Raw genomic sequence first — 20,860 nt, 5'->3', positions numbered from 1 at the left:
AACGAGTGTCTCTGATCGCTTCTGACCACTTCCGCATCGTTGTCGGCCTCGGCAAGAGCGGCATGTCCCTGGTTCGCTTCCTGGCGAACCGGGGCGTGGCGTTTGCCGTGGCCGACACGCGGGAAAATCCACCGGAACTGGCCACGCTCCAGCGTGACTATCCGCACGTGGAAGTGCGTTGTGGCGAGCTGGACGTCGAATTCCTGTGCCGTGCCGACGAGCTCTACGTGAGCCCCGGCCTGGCGCTGGCGACCCCGGCCCTGCAAGCCGCCGCGGCCCGTGGCGTGAAGCTGTCCGGCGACATCGAGCTGTTCGCGCGCAACGCGAAGGCGCCGATCGTGGCCATCAGCGGTTCCAATGCGAAAAGCACCGTCACCACCCTGGTCGGCGAGATGGCGGCTGCGGCCGGCAAGCGCGTGGCCGTGGGCGGCAACCTCGGTACGCCGGCGCTGGATCTGCTCAGCGATGACGTCGAGCTGTACGTGATGGAGCTGTCGAGCTTCCAGCTGGAAACCACCGACCAGCTCAACGCCGAAGTGGCGACCGTGCTCAACATCAGCGAAGACCACATGGATCGCTACAGCGGTCTGCCGGCCTACCACCTGGCCAAGCACCGGATCTTCCGGGGGGCGAAGCAGTTCGTGGTCAACCGCCAGGACGCCTTGACCCGTCCGCTGATGGGCGAGGGCCAGCCGTGCTGGACCTTCGGCCTGACCAAACCCGATTTCAAGGCGTTCGGTCTGCGCGAAGAGAATGGCGAGAAATACCTGGCCTTCGAATTCCAGAACCTGATGCCGGTGCGCGAGTTGAAGATTCGCGGCGCCCACAACCAGTCCAACGCCCTGGCGGCGCTGGCACTCGGCCACGCGGTCGGGCTGCCGTTCGACGCCATGCTGGCAGCGCTGCGCACCTTCGCCGGTCTCGAACACCGTTGCCAGTGGGTACGTGATCTGGACGGCGTCGGTTACTACAACGATTCCAAGGCCACCAACGTCGGCGCCGCGCTGGCCGCCATCGAAGGTCTGGGTGCGGACATCGACGGCAAGGTCGTGCTGATCGCCGGTGGCGACGGCAAGGGTGCCGACTTCAAGGACCTGCGCGATCCGGTGGCGGCCCATTGTCGCGCCGTGATCCTGATGGGTCGCGACTCCGACAAGATCGGCGAAGCGATCGGCGATGCCGTGCCGCTGATTCGCGCGACCACGCTGGTCGATGCGGTCGCCCAATGCCGTGCCGCCGCCCAACCGGGCGACGTGGTGCTGCTGTCCCCGGCCTGCGCCAGTTTCGACATGTTCAAGAACTACGAAGACCGTGGTCACCAGTTCGTCCGCGCTGTGGAGGATCTGGCATGAGCTTGAGAAACATCATCAAGCCATACCCGTCGCCGCTCATTACCGGACGCGGAATCGATCTCGACTTCCCGATGCTCGCCGGTTGCCTGGCGTTGCTCGGTCTGGGCCTGATCATGATCGCCTCGGCATCGACAGAAGTCGGCGCGGCGCAGTCGGGCAGTGCTCTCTATTACATGACCCGTCACCTGATCTACGTGGTGCTGGGCCTGGGTGCCTGCATCGTCACCATGATGATTCCGATCGCCACCTGGCAGCGCCTCGGCTGGATGATGCTGATCGGTGCGTTCGGTCTGCTGGTGATGGTGATCATCCCGGGGATCGGCCGTGAGGTGAACGGTTCGATGCGCTGGATCGGTTTCAGCTTCTTCAACGTACAGCCGTCCGAGATCGCCAAGGTGTTCGTGGTGATCTACCTCGCCGGTTACCTGGTGCGTCGCCAGAAAGAGGTGCGCGAGAGCTGGATGGGCTTCTTCAAGCCATTCATCGTGCTGCTGCCGATGGCGGGCCTGCTGCTGATGGAGCCGGACTTCGGTGCCACCGTCGTGATGATGGGCGCTGCGGCGGCGATGCTGTTCCTCGGCGGGGTCGGGCTGTTCCGGTTCTCGCTCATGGTGGTGCTGGCCGTTGGTGCGGTGGTGTTGCTGATTCAGATGCAGCCGTACCGGATGGCGCGTCTGACCAACTTCGCCGACCCGTGGGCCGACCAGTTCGGCGCCGGTTATCAATTGTCGCAAGCCTTGATCGCGTTCGGTCGCGGTGAATGGCTGGGTGTTGGTCTGGGCAACAGCGTGCAGAAACAGTTCTACCTGCCGGAAGCGCACACCGACTTCGTGTTCTCGGTTCTCGCCGAAGAGCTCGGCGCCGTGGGCTCGCTGTGCACCGTGGCGCTGTTCGTGTTCGTGTGTATTCGCGGGATGTACATCGGTCTGTGGGCCGAGAAGGCCAAACAGTTTTTTGCCGCTTATGTTGCCTACGGCCTGTCGTTCCTGTGGATCGGCCAGTTCCTGATCAACATCGGCGTGAACGTCGGCCTGTTGCCGACCAAGGGCCTGACCTTGCCGTTCCTCAGTTATGGCGGCAGTTCCCTGGTGATCTGCTGTGCCTGCCTTGGCCTGTTGCTGAGGATCGAGTGGGAGAGCCGGACCCACCTGGGCAGTGAAGAGATGGAATTCCATGAGAGCGACTTCGCCGAGGAGCCGAACCATGGGCGCTAACGTATTGATCATGGCCGGCGGCACGGGTGGCCACGTGTTCCCGGCGCTGGCCTGTGCCCGCGAATTCCAGGCGCGCGGCTACACCGTGCACTGGCTCGGGACGCCGCGCGGGATCGAGAACGATCTGGTGCCGGCGGCAGGTATTGAACTGCACCGCATCAACGCCACTGGCCTGCGTGGCAAGGGCAAGCTGTCGCTGCTCAAGGCGCCGTTCATGCTGCTGAAATCGGTGTGGCAGGCGCGGGCGATCATTCGCCGCTTGCGTCCGGTGTGCGTGGTCGGATTCGGCGGCTATGTGACCGGCCCCGGTGGTCTTGCCGCCAAACTGGCCGGCGTGCCGGTGATCGTTCATGAGCAGAACGCCGTGGCCGGCACCGCCAATCGGTTGCTGGTGCCGTTCGCCGCCCGGGTGTGTGAAGCGTTCCCCGACACCTTTACCCTGTCGGACAGCCGCCGTACCACCGGTAACCCGGTGCGCAGCGAGCTGTTCCTCGAAACACCGCGCCCGGCCCTGGCCGGACGCAAGGCGCGTTTGCTGATCCTGGGCGGAAGCCTGGGCGCAGAACCGTTGAACAAGTTGCTGCCTGAAGCCCTGGCACAAGTCGCTGCCGACTTGCGTCCGGAAGTGTTCCATCAGGCCGGCAGAAACCACGATGAAGTGACTGCAGAGCGCTACCGCGCCGCCGGCGTGGACGCGCAGGTGCAGCCGTTCATCAAAGACATGGCCCAGGCCTATGGCTGGGCTGACCTGGTGGTGTGCCGCGCCGGCGCATTGACCATCAGCGAACTGGCCGCCGCCGGTCTGCCCTCGATGCTGGTGCCCTTGCCCCACGCGATCGACGATCACCAGACCCGCAACGCCGATTATTTGGCCCGCGAAGGCGCTGCCTTCCTGATGCCGCAAAGAACGACTGGTGCCGCGGACCTTGCCGCGCGCCTGACAGAGGTCTTGATGCAACCGCAACGACTCGAACAAATGGCCCAAGCGGCCCGCCGTCTGGCGAAACCCGAAGCCACCCGCAGCGTGGTCGATACCTGTCTGGAGGTGGCCCATGGTTGAGAATCAGAAAGCCATGCCGCAACCGGAAATGCGCCGCATCCGTCGCATCCACTTCGTCGGCATCGGCGGCGTGGGCATGTGCGGTATTGCTGAAGTGCTGCTGAACCTGGGCTATGAAGTGTCAGGTTCCGACCTGAAAGCTTCGCCGGTGACCGAGCGCCTGGAATCCTTCGGTGCGCAGATCTTCATCGGCCACCGTGCCGAGAACGCCGCTGCCGCCGATGTGCTGGTGGTGTCGAGCGCCGTCAACACCTCCAACCCGGAAGTCGCGACTGCGCTGGAACGCCGCATCCCGGTGGTGCCGCGTGCCGAAATGCTCGCCGAGCTGATGCGCTACCGCCACGGCATCGCCGTCGCCGGTACCCACGGCAAGACCACCACCACCAGCCTGATCGCTTCGGTGTTCGCCGCCGGTGGTCTGGATCCGACCTTCGTCATCGGTGGCCGTCTGAACGCCGCGGGCACCAATGCCCAGCTCGGCACCAGCCGTTACCTGATCGCCGAGGCCGATGAAAGCGACGCCAGCTTCCTGCACCTGCAACCGCTGGTGGCCGTGGTCACCAACATCGACGCCGACCACATGGCGACCTACGACGGTGACTTCAACAAACTGAAGAAAACCTTCGTCGAGTTCCTGCACAACCTGCCGTTCTACGGGCTGGCGGTGATGTGCCTGGACGATCCGGTGGTGCGTGAAATCCTGCCGCTGGTCAAGCGTCCGACCGTGACCTATGGCTTCAGCGAAGACGCCGACGTGCGCGCGATCAATGTTCGTCAGCAGGGCATGCAGACCTTCTTTACCGTGCTGCGCCCTGATCGCGAGCCTCTTGATGTGTCCGTGAACATGCCGGGCAACCACAACGTGCTCAACTCCCTGGCGACCATCTGCATCGCCACCGACGAAGGCGTCAGCGATGAAGCCATCGTCCAGGGCCTGTCCGGGTTCCAGGGTGTCGGCCGACGCTTCCAGGTCTACGGCGAACTGCCAGTGGACGGCGGCAATGTGATGCTGGTCGACGACTACGGTCACCACCCGACCGAAGTTGCAGCAGTCATCAAAGCCGTGCGCGGTGGCTGGCCGGAGCGCCGTCTGGTGATGGTCTACCAGCCGCACCGTTACAGCCGCACCCGTGATCTGTACGACGATTTCGTCAATGTCCTGGCCGACGCCAACGTGCTGCTGCTGATGGAAGTTTATCCGGCCGGCGAAGAGCCGATTCCGGGCGCCGACAGCCGCAAGCTGTGCAACAGCATCCGCCAGCGCGGTCAGCTCGATCCGATCTACATCGAGCGCGGTGTCGACCTGGCGCCGGTGGTCAAGCCGTTGCTGCGTGCCGGCGACATTCTGCTGTGCCAGGGCGCCGGTGACATCGGCGGCCTCGCACCGAAACTGTTGAAAAGCGAGTTGTTCGCCGGTGCCGTGGCGGCATCGGTCGAGGGGAAGTTGAAATGACTGCTGCCTACGCCAACCTGTTCTCCACCATCGCCCCGAAGGATTTCGGCCGTGTGGCCGTGCTGTTCGGTGGCCTGAGTGCCGAGCGTGAAGTCTCGCTGAAGTCCGGCAATGCCGTGCTCAGTGCGCTGCAAAGCGCGGGTGTGGACGCGTTCGGCATTGACGTCGGCGCCGATATCCTGCAGCGCCTGCTGAGCGAGAAGATCGACCGCGCGTTCATCATCCTCCACGGTCGCGGCGGTGAAGACGGCAGCATGCAGGGCCTGCTCGAGGTGGCCGGCATTCCGTACACCGGCAGCGGCATCCTGGCGTCCGCGCTGGCGATGGACAAGCTGCGCACCAAGCAGGTCTGGCACACGCTCGGGATTCCGACGCCGCGTCACGCCGTGCTGCGCAGCGAGGCCGATTGTATTTCGGCAGCGACGGAACTGGGCTTCCCTTTGATCGTCAAACCGGCGCATGAAGGTTCAAGTATCGGGATGGCCAAAGTGACTTCCGCGTCCGAGTTGATCGACGCATGGAAAGCGGCCAGTACCTACGATTCGCAAGTGTTGGTCGAGCAATGGATCCACGGTCCGGAGTTCACCATCGCCACCCTGCGTGACCAGGTGTTGCCTCCTATCGCCCTGGGTACGCCACACACGTTCTACGACTACGACGCCAAGTACATTGCCAACGATACCCAGTATCGGATTCCGTGCGGGCTCGATGCCGCCAAGGAAAAAGAACTCATGGACCTCACGGCGCAAGCCTGCGAGGCGCTGGGTATTGCCGGTTGGGGCCGGGCGGACGTGATGCAGGACGCCGACGGCAAGTTCTGGTTCCTGGAAGTCAACACCGCTCCCGGCATGACCGATCACAGCCTGGTACCGATGGCGGCGAAAGCGGCCGGTCTGGATTTCCAGCAACTGGTCCTGGCCATTCTGGCCGCCAGTGTCGATGCCGATGGCAAGAAAGAGGCGCGAGGTTAAGACCATGCAAGGCGCTCATCTCAGACATCAGCCACCCGCACCCGGTCGCAAGCCGGTGCCGCGGGGTGCCAGCCGAATGGTGGCCAAAGAGCCGATGTCCGCGCGCCTGCCAAAAGCCAACTTCGGCTTTTTGAAAGGTCTGTTCTGGCCGGTGCTGCTGGTGGCTCTGGGGTTCGGCACTTACGAAGGCGCACAGCGTCTGCTGCCGTACGCCGACCGGCCAATCACCAAGATCGCGGTGCAGGGCGACCTGAGTTACATCAGTCAGCAAGCGGTGCAGCAGCGGATCGCCCCGTACGTGGCGTCGAGCTTCTTCACCATCGACCTGGCGAGCATGCGCACGGAGCTTGAGCAGATGCCGTGGATCGCCCACGCCGAAGTACGTCGAGTGTGGCCGGACCAGGTGGTGATCCGCCTCGAAGAGCAACTGCCGGTGGCCCGTTGGGGCGACGAGTCGTTGCTCAACAACCAGGGCCAGGCGTTCACGCCCAAGGAACTGGCGAACTACGAACACCTGCCGCAGCTGTTCGGTCCACAGCGGGCCCAGCAGCAAGTGATGCAGCAATACCAGGTGCTGAGCCAGATGCTCCGGCCATTGGGCTTCTCGATTGCGCGGCTGGAGCTGCGTGAACGCGGCAGCTGGTTCCTGACCACCGGTGCCGGCAGTTCCGGCCCCGGGATCGAGCTGCTGCTGGGACGCGGTAACCTGGTGGAAAAGATGCGCCGCTTCATTGCCATCTATGACAAGACGCTCAAAGAACAGATTACGAACATTGCGCGCATCGATCTGCGCTACGCCAACGGCCTCGCTGTTGGCTGGCGGGAACCAGTAGCGCCGACGACAGCCCAACCCGCTGTCGCAAAGAATTAAGAAGAGGCAGGACCCATGGCAAACGTGCAAAGCGGCAAAATGATCGTCGGTCTCGATATCGGCACCTCCAAGGTGGTGGCGCTGGTCGGCGAGGTTGCGGACGACGGCTCGCTGGAAATCGTCGGGATCGGCACTCATCCGTCCCGCGGCCTGAAGAAAGGCGTGGTGGTCAACATCGAGTCCACGGTGCAGTCGATCCAGCGCGCGATCGAAGAAGCCCAACTGATGGCGGGCTGCCGCATTCACTCGGCGTTCGTCGGCGTGGCGGGCAATCACATTCGCAGCCTGAACTCCCACGGCATCGTCGCGATTCGTGATCGCGAAGTCAGCTCGGCTGACCTGGAGCGCGTACTCGACGCCGCCCAGGCGGTGGCGATCCCGGCCGACCAGCGTGTGCTGCACACCCTGCCGCAGGATTACGTGATCGATAACCAGGAAGGCGTGCGCGAGCCGCTGGGCATGTCCGGCGTGCGTCTGGAGGCCAAGGTTCACGTGGTCACCTGCGCCGTCAACGCCGCACAGAACATTGAAAAATGCGTGCGTCGCTGCGGTCTGGAAATCGACGACATCATTCTCGAGCAACTGGCCTCGGCCTACTCGGTCCTGACCGACGACGAAAAAGAGCTGGGCGTGTGCCTGGTCGACATCGGCGGCGGCACCACCGACATCGCGATCTTCACCGAAGGCGCGATCCGCCACACGGCCGTGATCCCGATTGCGGGCGACCAGGTGACCAACGACATCGCCATGGCGTTGCGCACCCCGACCCAGTACGCCGAAGAGATCAAGATCCGCTACGCCTGCGCCCTGGCCAAACTGGCCGGCGCCGGCGAGACCATCAAGGTGCCGAGCGTCGGCGACCGTCCGCCGCGCGAACTGTCCCGTCAGGCCCTGGCCGAAGTGGTCGAGCCGCGATACGACGAACTGTTCACCCTGATCCAGGCCGAGCTGCGTCGCAGCGGCTACGAAGACCTGATCCCGGCCGGCATCGTGCTGACCGGTGGTACGTCGAAGATGGAAGGCGCCACCGAACTGGCGGAAGAAATCTTCCACATGCCGGTCCGCCTGGGCGTGCCCCACGGCGTGAAAGGTCTGGATGACGTGGTACGCAACCCGATTTATTCCACTGGCGTTGGCTTGTTGATGTACGGCCTGCAAAAGCAGTCCGACGGGATCTCGTTCTCGGGCATCGGCAGCCGCGACAGCTACAGCAACGATGAGCCGCAGGCGCCGTTGCTGGACCGTTTGAAGAAGTGGGTTCAAGGCAACTTCTAAAGCTTTACCGCAGCACCGCAACAAACAGCAGTAGGCGAAAAAACTAGAGAATGTAAGGAGAGGGAAAATGTTCGAACTCGTAGACAACATCCCCGCAAGCCCGGTAATCAAAGTTATCGGTGTTGGCGGTGGCGGCGGCAACGCTGTCAATCACATGGTCAAGAGCAACATCGAAGGCGTGGAATTCATCTGCGCCAACACCGATGCTCAAGCGCTGAAAAACATTGGCGCGCGCACCATTCTGCAACTGGGCACCGGCGTGACCAAAGGCCTGGGCGCCGGCGCCAACCCGGAAGTCGGCCGTCAGGCTGCGCTGGAAGATCGCGAGCGCATCGCTGAAGTGCTGGCCGGCACCAACATGGTGTTCATCACCACCGGCATGGGCGGCGGTACCGGTACCGGTGCGGCGCCGATCATCGCTGAAGTGGCCAAGGAAATGGGCATCCTGACCGTTGCGGTCGTGACTCGTCCGTTCCCGTTCGAAGGTCGCAAGCGTATGCAGATCGCCGACGAAGGCATCCGCATGCTCTCGGAAAGCGTCGACTCGCTGATCACCATTCCGAACGAAAAACTGCTGACCATCCTCGGCAAGGACGCAAGCCTGCTGTCGGCTTTCGCCAAGGCTGACGATGTACTGGCCGGTGCCGTTCGCGGTATCTCCGACATCATCAAGCGTCCGGGCATGATCAACGTCGACTTCGCCGACGTACGTACCGTGATGAGCGAAATGGGCATGGCGATGATGGGCACTGGCTGCGCCAGCGGTCCGAACCGTGCACGTGAAGCCACTGAAGCGGCCATCCGCAACCCGCTGCTGGAAGACGTGAACCTGCAAGGCGCACGCGGCATCCTGGTGAACATCACTGCCGGTCCTGACCTGTCCCTGGGTGAGTACTCCGATGTGGGTTCGATCATCGAAGCCTTCGCTTCCGAGCACGCGATGGTCAAGGTCGGTACCGTTATCGATCCGGACATGCGCGACGAACTGCACGTGACCGTGGTTGCCACCGGTCTGGGCGCGAAAATCGAGAAGCCTGTGAAGGTCATCGACAACACCGTTCACACCTCGATGGCCGCTGCTCAGGTACAGCAACCGGCACCCGCTCGTCAGGAGCAGCCAGCGGTGAATTACCGTGACCTGGACCGTCCGACCGTCATGCGCAACCAGGCTCAGGCCGGTGCTGCGACTGCCGCGAAGATGAATCCGCAAGATGACCTGGACTACCTGGACATCCCGGCTTTCCTGCGTCGTCAGGCCGATTGATGAAATGTATCAGGGGTATTCAGGTGATTGGTGTTCAGCAAAGGCTCGGTCTGCTATCATCGCCAGCCTTTGTTGATACCAGTTCGCAATTTGCGCTGAAGCGGCCCATGCCATGATTAAACAACGCACACTGAAAAATATTATCCGTGCCACCGGTGTAGGTCTGCACTCCGGGGAGAAGGTTTACCTGACCCTCAAGCCTGCACCTGTCGATACCGGGATCGTCTTTCGTCGTGCCGATCTCGATCCGGTTGTCGAGATACCGGCTCGCGCGGCCAACGTCGGCGAGACAACCATGTCGACGACGCTGGTCAACGGTGACGTGAAGGTAGACACGGTGGAGCACTTGCTCTCGGCCATGGCTGGCCTGGGCATCGATAACGCCTACGTCGAGCTCTCCGCGTCTGAAGTCCCGATCATGGATGGCAGCGCAGGACCTTTCGTATTCCTGATTCAATCGGCTGGCCTGGAAGAACAGGACGCCGCCAAGAAATTCATCCGCATCCTGCGTGAAGTGACAGTGGAAGACGGCGACAAGCGCGCCACTTTCGTCCCTTTCGAAGGGTTCAAGGTGAGCTTCGAGATCGATTTCGATCACCCGGTTTTCCGGGACCGCACCCAAAGTGCAAGCGTGGATTTTTCCAGCACTTCGTTCGTAAAAGAAGTCAGCCGCGCCCGTACTTTCGGTTTCATGAGTGACATCGAGTACCTGCGCAAGCACAACCTCGCACTCGGCGGTAGCGTGGAAAACGCGATCGTGGTCGATGCCGATGGCGTACTGAACGAAGACGGCCTTCGCTACGAAGACGAATTCGTGAAGCACAAGATCCTCGATGCGATTGGCGACCTGTACCTGCTGGGCAACAGCCTGATTGGTGAGTTCAAGGGCTTCAAGTCCGGCCACGCACTGAACAACCAGCTGCTGCGCAAGTTGATTGAGCAGAAAGATGCCTGGGAAGTCGTGACGTTCGAAGACGCCAGCACTGCACCAATCTCTTACATGCGCCCGGTTGCGGCGGTGTAAGTAAAAAACCTCTCTAGTTTTTTGAAGGCCACCTTTGGGTGGCCTTTTTTTATGCCCGCAGGTTTTGCATTGGCTGTACCGGCCTCATCGCTGGCAAGCCAGCGATGAGGCCAGAAAGGCCAAAACCCCCATCAAGCGACGACGACCCGGTTTCGCCCACCTTCCTTGGCCTGATACAACGCCTTGTCTGCCGCGAACAACAGCTGCTCCAGACTGATTTCGCTCGTCGCCGTCCAGGTACTGATACCGACGCTCACGGTCATCGGTGACTGGTCTTGATTCAGGCTTGGCAATTGCTCCACCGCTGTACGAATGTGTTCGGCGATCTGCTGCGCCCCGGCACTGTCGGTTTCCGCGAGGATCACCGAAAACTCCTCACCGCCATACCGAGCCACCAGATCCGCCGGACGCCGCACATTGGCGGTGATCACCCTGGCCAGTTCACGCAACGCCTGATCTCCGGCCTGATGCCCGTGGCGGTCATTGAAGGCCTTGAAGTGGTCGGCGTCGATCATCAGCAATGAAAGCGGCTTGCCCGAGCGCTGGGCGCGGAACCACTCGTGGCGCAGTGACTGATCGAGCATCCTCCGGTTGGCGACGCCGGTCAGGGCATCAGTTGCGGCGAGCTGTGCCAGTTCATGTTCGGCCCGCTGACGCAGGCGCAGCTCCCGGGCCAGCAGCCAGGTCAGCCACAGCAGACCGGCACACAACACGCCGGTAGCGCCGCTGATCAGGATCGCCGTGCGTCGCCACGCGCCGAACACTTCCTCGCTGGACAGGGCAACGATTGCCGTCAGCGGCAGATTGCCGACCCGCGAATAGGTGTACAGCCGTTGCTGATAATCCATGCTCGAAATGCTGTTGAAACTGCCATTGCCGTTGTTGTCGCGCAGAATCCGCACCACATTGGGCCGGGCGGCAAAGCTCTTGCCGATCGAGTCGCTCTGCAGATAAGGCTTCTGCGCCAGCAGGATGCCGTCGTTGTTGATGATGTTGAGAGTGCTGTCGATGCCGATGTCGAGGCTGTTGAACAACTGATCGAAGTAATCGAGCTTCATCGACGCCACGGCCACGCCCAGAAACTCACCGGTGTCTGAAGAAATGCGCCGACTGAAACTGATCCGCCACTGGTCCGCGTCATCGCAGTCGCAGCGGGGTTTGAACGGACGGCTGATGAACATGCCGGTGTCGCGGTTGAAGGCGTGGGCGAGGAAGTAGTCACGGTCGGCGAAATTGCCCGGCAGCGGATCGACCCGCGAGGAGTCGGCAATCACCTCGCCATACTTGTCGAGCAACAGGATGTCGCCCTTGAAGCGCGCCGTAGTGGAGCGGTCGAACAACGCCAGATGGCGGATCTGCGGCGACACGTCTTTCAGGTCGTCACGCTGGGCGGCGGCGATCAGCCCTTGCAGCGTCAGGTCATACAGCTCGACGGTGCGCAGTACATCGGCGTCGATCAACTGGGCGATGGTGGTGGCGCCACGGGTGGCCGATTCCTGGGCGTTGGCGCGTTCACGGATCAGCAGGAACGTGACGATGCAGACAATCGCGATTACGCTCAGCAGGCTGCCTGAGATCAACAGCAGCTCGGAGCGTCCGGTCGTGCCGGGAACGGTAGGGGTGCGGCTCGCGATCATGGTCCGGTTTTCGGTTGGGGGTTCTTCTAAGCGTAGTTGTACCCGCTCGCTGCCACAGGCAAGAAAAAGGCCAGCGCGTCAGGCTGGCCTTTTATCGCAGTGCCGATCTTAGAAGACGTTGATCGGGTAGTCGATGATCACACGGTATTCATCGGTGTCCGTATCGATTGCGCCGTAACCGTTGCCGCCGCGGTTGGTCGCCCATTGCAGGCATACCGCCAGGTCTTTGGCCTGGCCGCTCTGCACCACGTATTTGAGGTCGATGTCGCGCTCCCAGTGTTTGGCGTTGCGGCCTTCGGCGCTGTACCACGAGGCGTAACCCTTGCTGTCCGGATCGGCCTTGGTCAGGTCCAGCGTACCGCGTGAGTAGGACAGCGACGAGGTCAGCCCCGGCAGGCCGACGCCGGCGAAGTCGTAGGCGTACTTGAGTTTCCACGAGCGCTCGTTCGGGCCGTTGAAGTCCGAGTACTGCTGCGAGTTGTCGAGGTAGACGCTGTCGCCCTGGCTGATGTAATCGAACGGCGTGTTGCCGTTGACCCGCTGATACGCGGCGGTAACGCTGTGGCTGCCGATGCCCACGGTGAAATGCAGGCTGTAGGTGTTGTTGTCGATGTTGCCCAGCAGCGCGTCGCCGGTGTCCTGGGTGTGATAGAAGTGCAGGCCCGGGTTGAGGGTCACCCGGTCATTCAGTGCCCAGGTGTAGTCGAGGTCGTAGTAGTACTGGTTCCAGATGTCCTTCAACTCGGAGGCATACAGGCTGCTGGTCAGGCCTTCGACGCCGCTCCAGGCCACGCCGGCCCAATTCAGGTGCTGGCTCTTGTCGCCGTCGGCGAGGGTGCTGTAAGAGGTGCCGATGCGTTTGTGCCCGCTCTGGTTGTAGGGCTTGGTGAAGCTGGCCTGGCCGCCTTCGATCATCCAGCCGTCGAAGCTGTGATTGGTCAGGCTGAGGCCGCGAAAGGTCTGCGGCAGCATGCGCGTCTCGCCACCGGCGATCACCGGGTTGGCAAGGAACAGGTCGCCGGCCTTCAACTCGGTATCGAACGCCCGCATTTTCAGGGTGGCGCCCGCCGTGGAGAACGACCTCGGCGCTTTGCCGCTGCCGTCGCTGACCGGCAGGATGCTGGAATTGTCCGTACCACCACCACCGTCGAGTTTCAGACCGAGCATGGCGTGGGCATCGAGGCCGAAGCCGACCGTGCCTTCGGTGTAGCCCGACTCGAATTTGCCGAGAAACCCCTGGCCCCACTCGATGTTGTCGTCCGTCTGCTGCAGACGGTTGCGGTTCATGTAGTAGTTGCGGGCATTGAGGTTCAGGCTCGAGCCTTCGACGAAACCTTGCTGCTCGGCTTCGGCAGCATGGGCGGCGGGGGCAATCGTTGCGGCAATTGCAATGAACAGCGGGGTGACGCGAACTGGGTAACGCACGTGCGGTAAAGCTCCTTGGGTCAACTGACACTTCAATGTCATGAGGTGCGGGATGTTTCCAGTTGTTAAAGACGTACCAGACAGCTTTCAGACCACAACGAAAAAAGGCCGCTGAAAATCAGCGGCCTGCAAGGACGACGGTTGAACGGGAAGAGCCAAACAACCGCGTCGAGGGAAACGATGCGCAGTGCGCGACTCAGCTGTCTTTCTCGGAGGCTTGAGCCTGAGAATTTAAGGCCTGCGGGGCTTGCGTAGCGTCCTGAGCCTTGGCCATCACTTCTGCCTGATGCTGTTCGAATGCGTGAGCGCGAGCGGCGTTTTGCGCTACAAACGTCTGGGATTCTTCAGCCATCGCCATCGGCGACAGGATCAATGAGGACAAAACGAAAGCGCTGGCAATACCCATACTGTTGGACATCTTGAAAACCTTCTTGCTTGGCAAGTGCTGTTTGGTGCGGGCAAAGATAAGGTTGCCGGGCGTTGTGAAACAGCGTGATTTTCATAAATGACTGTTACAGCAGAAGCAAAGATCAGCGGGGGAGGTCGTTTCCGGGCTCGGCTTGAGAGGGACGCGGAGCGTCCCGGGCCGCATTCCCACGCAGAGCGTGGGGAACGATGAGGGGTGGGGTCAGACCGGCAAATGAATCCCGAAAGTGTTCATTCCGCGATCACTGCGCACAAACACATCCCCGCCATGCATCAGCGCAATCGCCTTGACGATCGCCAGCCCCAGGCCATGGTTGTTGCCGCTGTTACTGCGCGACGCATCCACCCGGTAGAAACGCTCGAACAAGCGCGGTAAATGCTCGCTGGCAATCGGGGAGCCGGGGTTGGCCACGCCGATGCTGACCTGATGTTCCTCGACCGTGATCTGCACCTCGATCACCTGTCCCGGCGCGGTATGTTGCACTGCGTTGCTCAACAGATTGATCAAGGCCCGGCGCAGATGAGCGATCTCGATCTGCACCTGCGCATCACCGCTTACCCGAACCTGGACCTGCGCATCCTCAAGGATGAAATCGAGGTATTCGAGAGTGGTTGCCACTTCATCGGCCAACGAAGTCGACGTCAGTTTGGTGGCCTTACTGCCCTGATCGGCGCTGGCCAGGAACAGCATGTCGTTGATGATCGAACGCAGGCGTTCCAGTTCTTCGAGGTTGGATTGCAGCACTTCGAAATAATGCTCGGCCGAGCGCCCGCGAGTCAGGGCGACCTGGGTCTGGCCGATCAGGTTGGTCAGCGGCGAGCGCAGTTCATGGGCGACGTCGGCGTTGAAGGATTCGAGCCGCGAATAGGCTTGCTCAACCCGCTCCAGCGTCGAGTTGAACGAGTCGACGAACTGCTCCAGTTCCGGCGGCAACGGCGACAGTCGCAGACGCCCGGCCCGCAACGGCGGTGCCAGCCGCTGGGCTTCGTGGGACAGTTTGATCAGCGGTTTGAGGCCGATTCGCGCCACCCAGTAACCCAACGCCGAGGCCAGTAGCACGCCGATCACCGCCAGACTCACAAGCGCGATCAGCAACTGATGCTGGGTCTGGTGAAAGGTCTCGGTGTCGATGCCGATCATGAAGCGCAGCGGCGGGCGTTGATCCTTGGCCGGCAGTTCGGTGAGCAGCACTTTCAGCGGATAGGGATGGTCGGGCAGTTGCAGGTCGCGCATGCCCAGCGGGCCTTGGGCAAAGGCGCGGATCGAGACATCGGGCTCGCCGAATTCATAGCCCGGATTGCCGCTGACCACCCAGAACCGGATGCGCTTGTCTTCTTCGCCGAGCAGCTTGAGCTTGGCGTTGATCTTCACCCAGTGCTCGGGGGTGCCATAGCGGTTGAGCGCCGATTCGAGCACGCTGTAACGTGCATCCAGTTCCGCTTCCGGCAGCAGGCCCAGGCCTTTGTCCACTTGTTGATACAGCGCGCCGCCGATCAACAGGAACACCAGCAGCGCCACCAGCGTGAACATCCCGCTCAAGCGCAGCGCGATAGAGTTACTGGACACCACGGCTCTCCAGCACATAACCCATGCCCCGGATGGTGTGCAGCAGTTTCTCGTCGAACGGCCCGTCGAGTTTGGCGCGCAGGCGCTTGATCGCGACTTCGACCACGTTGGCGTCGCTGTCGAAATTAATGTCCCAGACCATTTCCGCAATCGCGGTTTTCGAGAGGATTTCGCCTTGGCGCCGGGCCAGCACGCTGAGCAGTGAAAACTCTTTCGCCGTCAGATCCAGCCGGGTGCCGGCACGGGTGGCCTTGCGGCTGATCAGATCGATCCACAGATCGGCGATGCTCACTTGCACCGGTTCGTGGCCGCCGCTGCGCCGGGTCAGCGCTTGCAGGCGCGCCACCAGTTCGAGGAAGGAGAACGGTTTGCCGAGGTAATCGTCGGCGCCGTCGCGCAGGCCGCGGATCCGGTCTTCGACCCGCTCGCGGGCGGTGAGCATGATCACCGGCGTCTGCTTGCGCGCACGCAATGCGCGCAGTACGCCGAAGCCGTCGAGGCCCGGCAGCATCACGTCGAGGACGATCACCGCGTAGTCGCTTTCCAGTGCCAGGTGCAGGCCCTCGACGCCGTCGCGGGCCCGATCCACGGTGTAACCCTGTTCCGTCAGGCCGCGGTGCAGGTAGTCCGCGGTTTTCTCTTCGTCTTCGATAATCAGAACGCGCATGACCCGCCTCAGTCTGTCGTTGCCAGCGCCGCGACGGGCGCAGGTTTGGGCTTGTGGAACAGCCGCTCGAGCCACAAGTATATGACCGGCGTGGTGAACAGCGTCAGCATCTGGCTGACCAGCAGGCCACCCACCACTGCGATCCCCAGCGGCTGGCGCAGTTCGGCGCCGGTGCCGTAGCCGAGCATCAGTGGCAGGGCGCCGAGCAGGGCGGCGAGGGTGGTCATGATGATTGGCCGGAACCGCGTGATACATGCCTCGAAAATCGCATCCTGCGGCGACAAGCCGCGATGACGCTGCGCTTCCAGGGCGAAGTCGATCATCAGGATGCCGTTCTTCTTCACGATACCGATCAGCAGCACCAGCCCGATCAGCGCCATGATCGAAAAGTCCTGGCCACAGATCCACAGCATGATCACCGCGCCGAGACCCGCCGCTGGCAAGGTCGAAATGATCGTCAGCGGATGGACGAAGCTCTCGTAGAGCACGCCGAGAATGATGTACACCGCCACCAGCGCCGCGAGAATCAGCCACGGCTGACTTTTCAGCGAACTCTGGAACGCCTGCGCCGCACCCTGGAAGTTGCCGCTGATCGCGGTCGGCATGCCGATCTCGGCCTTGGCCTGATTCAGCAAAATCACCGCGTCGCCCAATGCCACGCCGGGCGCCAGGTTGAAGGACAGGTTGGCGGCCGGGAACATGCCGTCGTGGGCAATCGACAGTGGGCCGATGGTCGGCGCGTCGAATCGGGCCAGCGCCGACAGTGGCACCATTTCTCCGCTCAACGGTGAGCGCAGGTAGAAATAGTTGAGGCTTTCAGCCTTGCCGCGCTGTTTGGTGTCCAGTTCCAGGATCACGTTGTACTGGTTGACCTGGGTCTGGAACTCGTTGATCTGCCGCTGGCCGAAGGCGTCGTACAGCGCCTCGTCGACATCACTCGCGGTCAGGCCGAAACGCGCGGCGGCGCTGCGGTCGATGCTGATGTGAGTGATGCTGCCGCCCAGTTGCAGGTCGTTGGAAATGTCGCGGAACGCCGGGATGCTGCGCAGCTTTTCGGTGAGTTTCTGGGTCCAGGTGGCGAGGGTCGGCCCGTCGTTGCTCTTGAGCACGTATTGATACTGCGCACGGCTCGGGCCGGAGCTGAGGTTGATGTCCTGGCCGGCGCGCAGGTAAAGCACGATGCCGGGGACTTTCATCAGTTGCGGACGAATGCGGTCGATGAACTGGCTGGCCGAAACATCGCGGTCACCGCGTTTTTTCAGGGCGATCCAGAAGCGACCGTTGGCGATGGTCTGGTTGCTGCCGGACACGCCCACCGAATGGGAAAACGCCTGCACGGCCGGGTCGGCGGCGACGATTTCGGCCATCGCCAGGTGTTTTTTCACCATGTCGCTGTAGGAAATATCGGCGGCGGCTTCGGTGGTGCCGAGGACGAAACCGGTGTCCTGCACCGGGAAGAAACCCTTGGGGATAAACACGTAGCCGCCAATCGCCAGTGCGACGGAAATGCCGAACACGCCGATCATCAATTTCTGGTGAGCGAGGGCGCGGCGCAGGCCTTTTTCGTACCAGCCGAGCAGGCGTTCGCTGAAGCCCGGTTTGTCATGGGCGTGATGCACCGGTTTGCGCATGAACAGCGCCGCCAGCGTCGGCGCCAACGTCAGCGATACCACCACGGAAATCATGATGGTCGAGGTGGCCGTCAGGGCGAATTCCTTGAACAAGCGCCCGACCACGCCGCCCATGAACAGCAGCGGAATGAACGCCGCCACCAGCGAGAAACTGATCGACACCACGGTAAAACCGATCTCGCCGGCGCCCTTGATCGCGGCGTCGCGCATGCTGTCGCCGGCCTCCAGATGACGGTGGATGTTTTCCACCACCACGATGGCATCGTCGACCACGAAGCCCACGGCCACCACGATGGCCACGAGGGTCAGGTTGTTCAGGCTGAAACCGAGCAAATACATCAAGGCGAAACTGGCCGTCAGCGACACGCCGAGCACCGCCGAGACAATCATCGTCGCCGACAACTGGCGCAGGAACAGCGCCATGACCGCCACCACCAGCAGGATCGCGATCAGCAGGGTGATTTCCACCTCATGCAGCGAGGCGCGGATGGTCTGGGTGCGGTCGATCAGGGTTTTGACCTGCACCGAGGCCGGCAGCATGGCTTCGAGGCCGGGCAGGGCGGCTTGAATCCGGTCGACGGTTTCGACGATGTTGGCGCCGGGCTGGCGCGAGATCACCAGATTGACCCCCGGTCGATCGCCGGCCCAGGCCTGCACGTAGGCATCTTCCGAACCGTTGACGACTTTGGCGACATCCTTGAGGTGAACCGGGGCGCCGTCCTTGTAGGAAACGATGAGCTGGCTGTATTCCTCGGGGTGGAACAACTGGTCGTTGGTCGACAACGTGGAAATGCTCGAGTCGCCGTACAAGGCGCCCTTGGCGAGGTTGAGGCTGGTCTGCTGGATCGCCACACGAATGTCGGCGAGGGTCAGGCCGATGGCCGCCAGTTTGTCGGCCGAGGCCTGTACGCGGATTGCCGGACGTTGCTGACCGGTGATGTTGATCTGGCCTACACCGTCGATCTGACTGATCTGACGCGCAAGCAGGGTTTCCACCAGGTCGCTGAGTTCAGTGCCGGGCATTTGCGTGGAGCTGACGCTGAGGATCAGCACCGGGCTGTCGGCCGGGTTGACCTTCTTCCAGGTCGGCAGGGTCGGCATGTCTTTCGGCAGTTTGCCGGCGGCGGTGTTGATCGCGGCCTGCACTTCCTGGGCGGCGGTGTCGATGCTCTTGTCGAGGGTGAATTGCAGGGTCAGCAACGTGGAGCCCAGCGCACTGCTGGAGGTCATCTGGGTCATGCCGGGGATGGCGCTGAATTGCACCTCCAGCGGCGTGGCCACGGAAGAAGCCATGGTGTCGGGGCTGGCGCCGGGCAGTTGGGCGGAGACCTGGATCGTCGGAAATTCCGCTTCCGGCAGTGGGGCAATCGGCAGGCGCGGGAAGGCAATCACCCCGACCAGCACCAGCGCGATGGTCAGCAGAATCGTCGCCACCGGGTGATCGATGCACCAGGTCGAAACGCCTTTGTGCTGCTTCATGGCTTGGGCTCCGCTTGCACCACCTGCGGCGGTTCGCTCATGACCTGCACGGTCGAACCGGGCTTGAGCCGCGACTGGCCGTCACTGACCAATACGTCGCCGGGTTTCACGCCCTTGATGATGTCCTGGCCGCTGCCCTGATAAACCATTTGCACCTGCACGGCTTCAACCTTGTCGCCGTTGACCCGGTACACGAAGTGTTGATCGAGGCCGCGTTGTACGACGGTGGGCGGGACCACCAGCGCGTCTTTATCCAGCGCTGTCTGAATCTTTACCGTCACCAGCAGGCCCGGCCAGAGTTTCTGGTTGGGATTGTCGAACTCGGCCTTGGCGCGGATGGTGCCGGTGTTGGCGTTGATCTGGTTGTCGATCAGGGTCAGGTGACCTTCGCCGAGCAGGTTGCCGGTTTCGCCGTCGGTGTAGGCGCCGATGTAGGCCTTGACCTGCGCGCGCTGCGGGTCGCTGATCAGGCCTTGCAGGGTCGGCAGCATTTGCTGGGGCAGGGAGAACTCGACGGCGATCGGGTCGATCTGGGTCACGGTGAACAGACCCTGGGTGTCGGTCATGCGCAGGAAGTTGCCTTCGTCGACCGTGCGAATTCCGACGCGACCGGTGACCGGGGAACGAATCTGGGTGTAGGAAAGTTGTACCTGTGCCGCGTCAATCGAGGCCTGGTTGCCTTGGGCGGTGGCCTTTAGCTGGTTGACCAGTGCCTGTTGCTGGTCGTAGGTCTGCTTCGATACGCCGTCGTCGACGCTGAGCAGTTTGTAGCGCTTGAGGTTGACCAAAGCGACTTGCAGTTGCGCCTGGCTTTCGCCCAGTTGCGCCCGGGCCTGGTCGAGGCTGGCGCGGATCGAGCGGTCGTCGATGGTGGCGAGCAGGTCGCCCTGTTTCACCAGTTGGCCCTCTTTGACCAACAGCTTGGTGAGGATGCCGTCGATCTGTGGGCGCACCACGACGCTGTGCAGTGAGAGGACCGAGCCGATGCCGCTGGTGTAGCGGGGGACGTCTTTTTCGCTGACGGCGACGACCCTGACCGGGATCGCAGTCGGGGCGGCGAGTTTGGCCGGTGCGGGTTTTATCGCATACCACAGGCCGGCTGCTGCGAGGGCGATCAGCAGGGTGGCGAGCAGGGCCTTTTTCTTCTGGATTTGCATGCTTGTGGGGCGCCAGGGGGGACGTGGTTTGGGCAGGTTGGTTCTTTATAAACTTGTTTGGGGGTCAGGAGGGTGACGGCTAGCTGACGGCGCTGTCAGTTTCGGGCTTTGACTTGGCGGCCTTTGGGCCGACCATGCTGTTTTGGGTTTGGGTGAATATCCGTTTCTTCGGGTGTTTCCGCTGGCGGTTCCGCTCTTACAGCGGGTCACTTTGGCAAACGCCCCAAAGTAACCAAAGGTCTTGGCCCCTGCGTTCGGCGCCTCGCTGTGGCTCGGTGTTCCTTCGTTCCGGGATTCATCCGGGGGCATCGCCTACGGTTTGCTTCGCTGCACCTCCTCTCGATGCATGCGGCTGCGCCGCACGGTCGCTGCGCTCCCACCCCCGGA

At 62.3% G+C, this 20,860-nt stretch carries 16 protein-coding genes; 9 read left to right on the top strand and 7 right to left on the bottom strand.

Annotation, left to right across the window (positions count from 1 at the left end):
• The first annotated feature begins 5 nt into the window (after positions 1-5).
• From murD to lpxC, 9 genes are all read left to right on the top strand, one after another.
• Positions 6-1,352, top strand: coding sequence for a UDP-N-acetylmuramoyl-L-alanine--D-glutamate ligase (gene murD, locus L6D74_RS28550; RefSeq protein WP_039766248.1), 1,347 nt, complete (start codon positions 6-8; stop codon positions 1,350-1,352).
• Positions 1,349-2,566, top strand: coding sequence for a putative lipid II flippase FtsW (ftsW, locus tag L6D74_RS28545; protein WP_039766247.1), 1,218 nt, complete (start codon positions 1,349-1,351; stop codon positions 2,564-2,566). The genes murD and ftsW overlap by 4 nt, the downstream gene beginning before the upstream one ends.
• Complete coding sequence (murG, locus tag L6D74_RS28540; RefSeq protein WP_039766246.1) at positions 2,556-3,626, top strand: undecaprenyldiphospho-muramoylpentapeptide beta-N-acetylglucosaminyltransferase; 1,071 nt, start codon at positions 2,556-2,558, stop codon at positions 3,624-3,626. Before ftsW ends, murG begins: the two co-directional genes overlap by 11 nt.
• Entirely contained in the window at positions 3,619-5,079 is a 1,461-nt protein-coding gene (gene murC, locus L6D74_RS28535; RefSeq protein WP_085610958.1) for a UDP-N-acetylmuramate--L-alanine ligase, read from the top strand. Before murG ends, murC begins: the two co-directional genes overlap by 8 nt.
• Positions 5,076-6,050, top strand: coding sequence for a D-alanine--D-alanine ligase (locus tag L6D74_RS28530; protein WP_039766243.1), 975 nt, complete (start codon positions 5,076-5,078; stop codon positions 6,048-6,050). The genes murC and L6D74_RS28530 overlap by 4 nt, the downstream gene beginning before the upstream one ends.
• A gap of 4 nt (positions 6,051-6,054) precedes the next feature.
• Positions 6,055-6,921, top strand: a complete 867-nt coding sequence (locus tag L6D74_RS28525) for a cell division protein FtsQ/DivIB (protein ID WP_039766241.1) — start codon at positions 6,055-6,057, stop codon at positions 6,919-6,921.
• A 15-nt stretch (positions 6,922-6,936) separates the two neighbouring features.
• Positions 6,937-8,196 (top strand): cell division protein FtsA, encoded by a 1,260-nt coding sequence (gene ftsA / locus L6D74_RS28520; protein WP_007956755.1) that lies wholly within the window; start codon positions 6,937-6,939, stop codon positions 8,194-8,196.
• Between the two features lie 67 nt (positions 8,197-8,263).
• Complete coding sequence (ftsZ, locus tag L6D74_RS28515) at positions 8,264-9,460, top strand: cell division protein FtsZ (RefSeq protein WP_007956754.1); 1,197 nt, start codon at positions 8,264-8,266, stop codon at positions 9,458-9,460.
• Between the two features lie 112 nt (positions 9,461-9,572).
• Positions 9,573-10,484: a UDP-3-O-acyl-N-acetylglucosamine deacetylase gene (gene lpxC / locus L6D74_RS28510; protein WP_007956752.1), complete on the top strand. Its 912-nt coding sequence runs from the start codon at positions 9,573-9,575 to the stop codon at positions 10,482-10,484.
• Between the two features lie 131 nt (positions 10,485-10,615).
• On the opposite strand, the gene L6D74_RS28505 is transcribed toward lpxC, so the two are convergent.
• The 7 genes from L6D74_RS28505 to L6D74_RS28475 all read right to left on the bottom strand — a co-directional run bounded on the left by L6D74_RS28505 (position 10,616) and on the right by L6D74_RS28475 (position 20,473).
• Positions 10,616-12,121, bottom strand: a complete 1,506-nt coding sequence (locus L6D74_RS28505) for a sensor domain-containing diguanylate cyclase (protein WP_236191440.1) — start codon at positions 12,119-12,121, stop codon at positions 10,616-10,618.
• Between the two features lie 108 nt (positions 12,122-12,229).
• A complete protein-coding gene (locus L6D74_RS28500) occupies positions 12,230-13,546 on the bottom strand; it encodes an OprD family porin (protein ID WP_236191439.1) in 1,317 nt (438 codons plus the stop codon).
• Between the two features lie 196 nt (positions 13,547-13,742).
• Complete coding sequence (locus L6D74_RS28495) at positions 13,743-13,964, bottom strand: hypothetical protein (RefSeq protein ID WP_039766234.1); 222 nt, start codon at positions 13,962-13,964, stop codon at positions 13,743-13,745.
• 210 nt (positions 13,965-14,174) lie between these two features.
• Positions 14,175-15,539, bottom strand: coding sequence for a heavy metal sensor histidine kinase (locus tag L6D74_RS28490; RefSeq protein ID WP_085649191.1), 1,365 nt, complete (start codon positions 15,537-15,539; stop codon positions 14,175-14,177).
• Complete coding sequence (locus L6D74_RS28485; RefSeq protein ID WP_011335857.1) at positions 15,529-16,206, bottom strand: heavy metal response regulator transcription factor; 678 nt, start codon at positions 16,204-16,206, stop codon at positions 15,529-15,531. The genes L6D74_RS28490 and L6D74_RS28485 overlap by 11 nt, the downstream gene beginning before the upstream one ends.
• 8 nt (positions 16,207-16,214) lie before the next feature.
• Complete coding sequence (locus L6D74_RS28480; protein ID WP_011335856.1) at positions 16,215-19,316, bottom strand: multidrug efflux RND transporter permease subunit; 3,102 nt, start codon at positions 19,314-19,316, stop codon at positions 16,215-16,217.
• Positions 19,313-20,473, bottom strand: a complete 1,161-nt coding sequence (locus L6D74_RS28475; protein WP_236191437.1) for an efflux RND transporter periplasmic adaptor subunit — start codon at positions 20,471-20,473, stop codon at positions 19,313-19,315. The genes L6D74_RS28480 and L6D74_RS28475 overlap by 4 nt, the downstream gene beginning before the upstream one ends.
• Positions 20,474-20,860: the final 387 nt, after the last annotated feature.

This window comes from Pseudomonas pharyngis (assembly GCF_021602345.1).
Classification (GTDB): domain Bacteria; phylum Pseudomonadota; class Gammaproteobacteria; order Pseudomonadales; family Pseudomonadaceae; genus Aquipseudomonas; species Aquipseudomonas pharyngis.
The sequence above is the reverse complement of the archived record's forward strand: the minus strand, read 5'-3'. Positions and strand labels throughout refer to the sequence as shown.

Coding starts and splice junctions, on each gene's coding strand:
- ftsA (WP_007956755.1), top strand. CDS start 6,937: ATGGCAAACGTGCAAAGCGGCAAAATGATCGTCGGTCTCGATATCGGC.
- L6D74_RS28525 (WP_039766241.1), top strand. CDS start 6,055: ATGCAAGGCGCTCATCTCAGACATCAGCCACCCGCACCCGGTCGCAAG.
- murC (WP_085610958.1), top strand. CDS start 3,619: ATGGTTGAGAATCAGAAAGCCATGCCGCAACCGGAAATGCGCCGCATC.
- murG (WP_039766246.1), top strand. CDS start 2,556: ATGGGCGCTAACGTATTGATCATGGCCGGCGGCACGGGTGGCCACGTG.
- L6D74_RS28505 (WP_236191440.1), bottom strand. CDS start 12,121: ATGATCGCGAGCCGCACCCCTACCGTTCCCGGCACGACCGGACGCTCC.
- L6D74_RS28485 (WP_011335857.1), bottom strand. CDS start 16,206: ATGCGCGTTCTGATTATCGAAGACGAAGAGAAAACCGCGGACTACCTG.
- ftsW (WP_039766247.1), top strand. CDS start 1,349: ATGAGCTTGAGAAACATCATCAAGCCATACCCGTCGCCGCTCATTACC.
- ftsZ (WP_007956754.1), top strand. CDS start 8,264: ATGTTCGAACTCGTAGACAACATCCCCGCAAGCCCGGTAATCAAAGTT.
- L6D74_RS28530 (WP_039766243.1), top strand. CDS start 5,076: ATGACTGCTGCCTACGCCAACCTGTTCTCCACCATCGCCCCGAAGGAT.
- L6D74_RS28475 (WP_236191437.1), bottom strand. CDS start 20,473: ATGCAAATCCAGAAGAAAAAGGCCCTGCTCGCCACCCTGCTGATCGCC.
- L6D74_RS28495 (WP_039766234.1), bottom strand. CDS start 13,964: ATGTCCAACAGTATGGGTATTGCCAGCGCTTTCGTTTTGTCCTCATTG.
- lpxC (WP_007956752.1), top strand. CDS start 9,573: ATGATTAAACAACGCACACTGAAAAATATTATCCGTGCCACCGGTGTA.
- L6D74_RS28480 (WP_011335856.1), bottom strand. CDS start 19,316: ATGAAGCAGCACAAAGGCGTTTCGACCTGGTGCATCGATCACCCGGTG.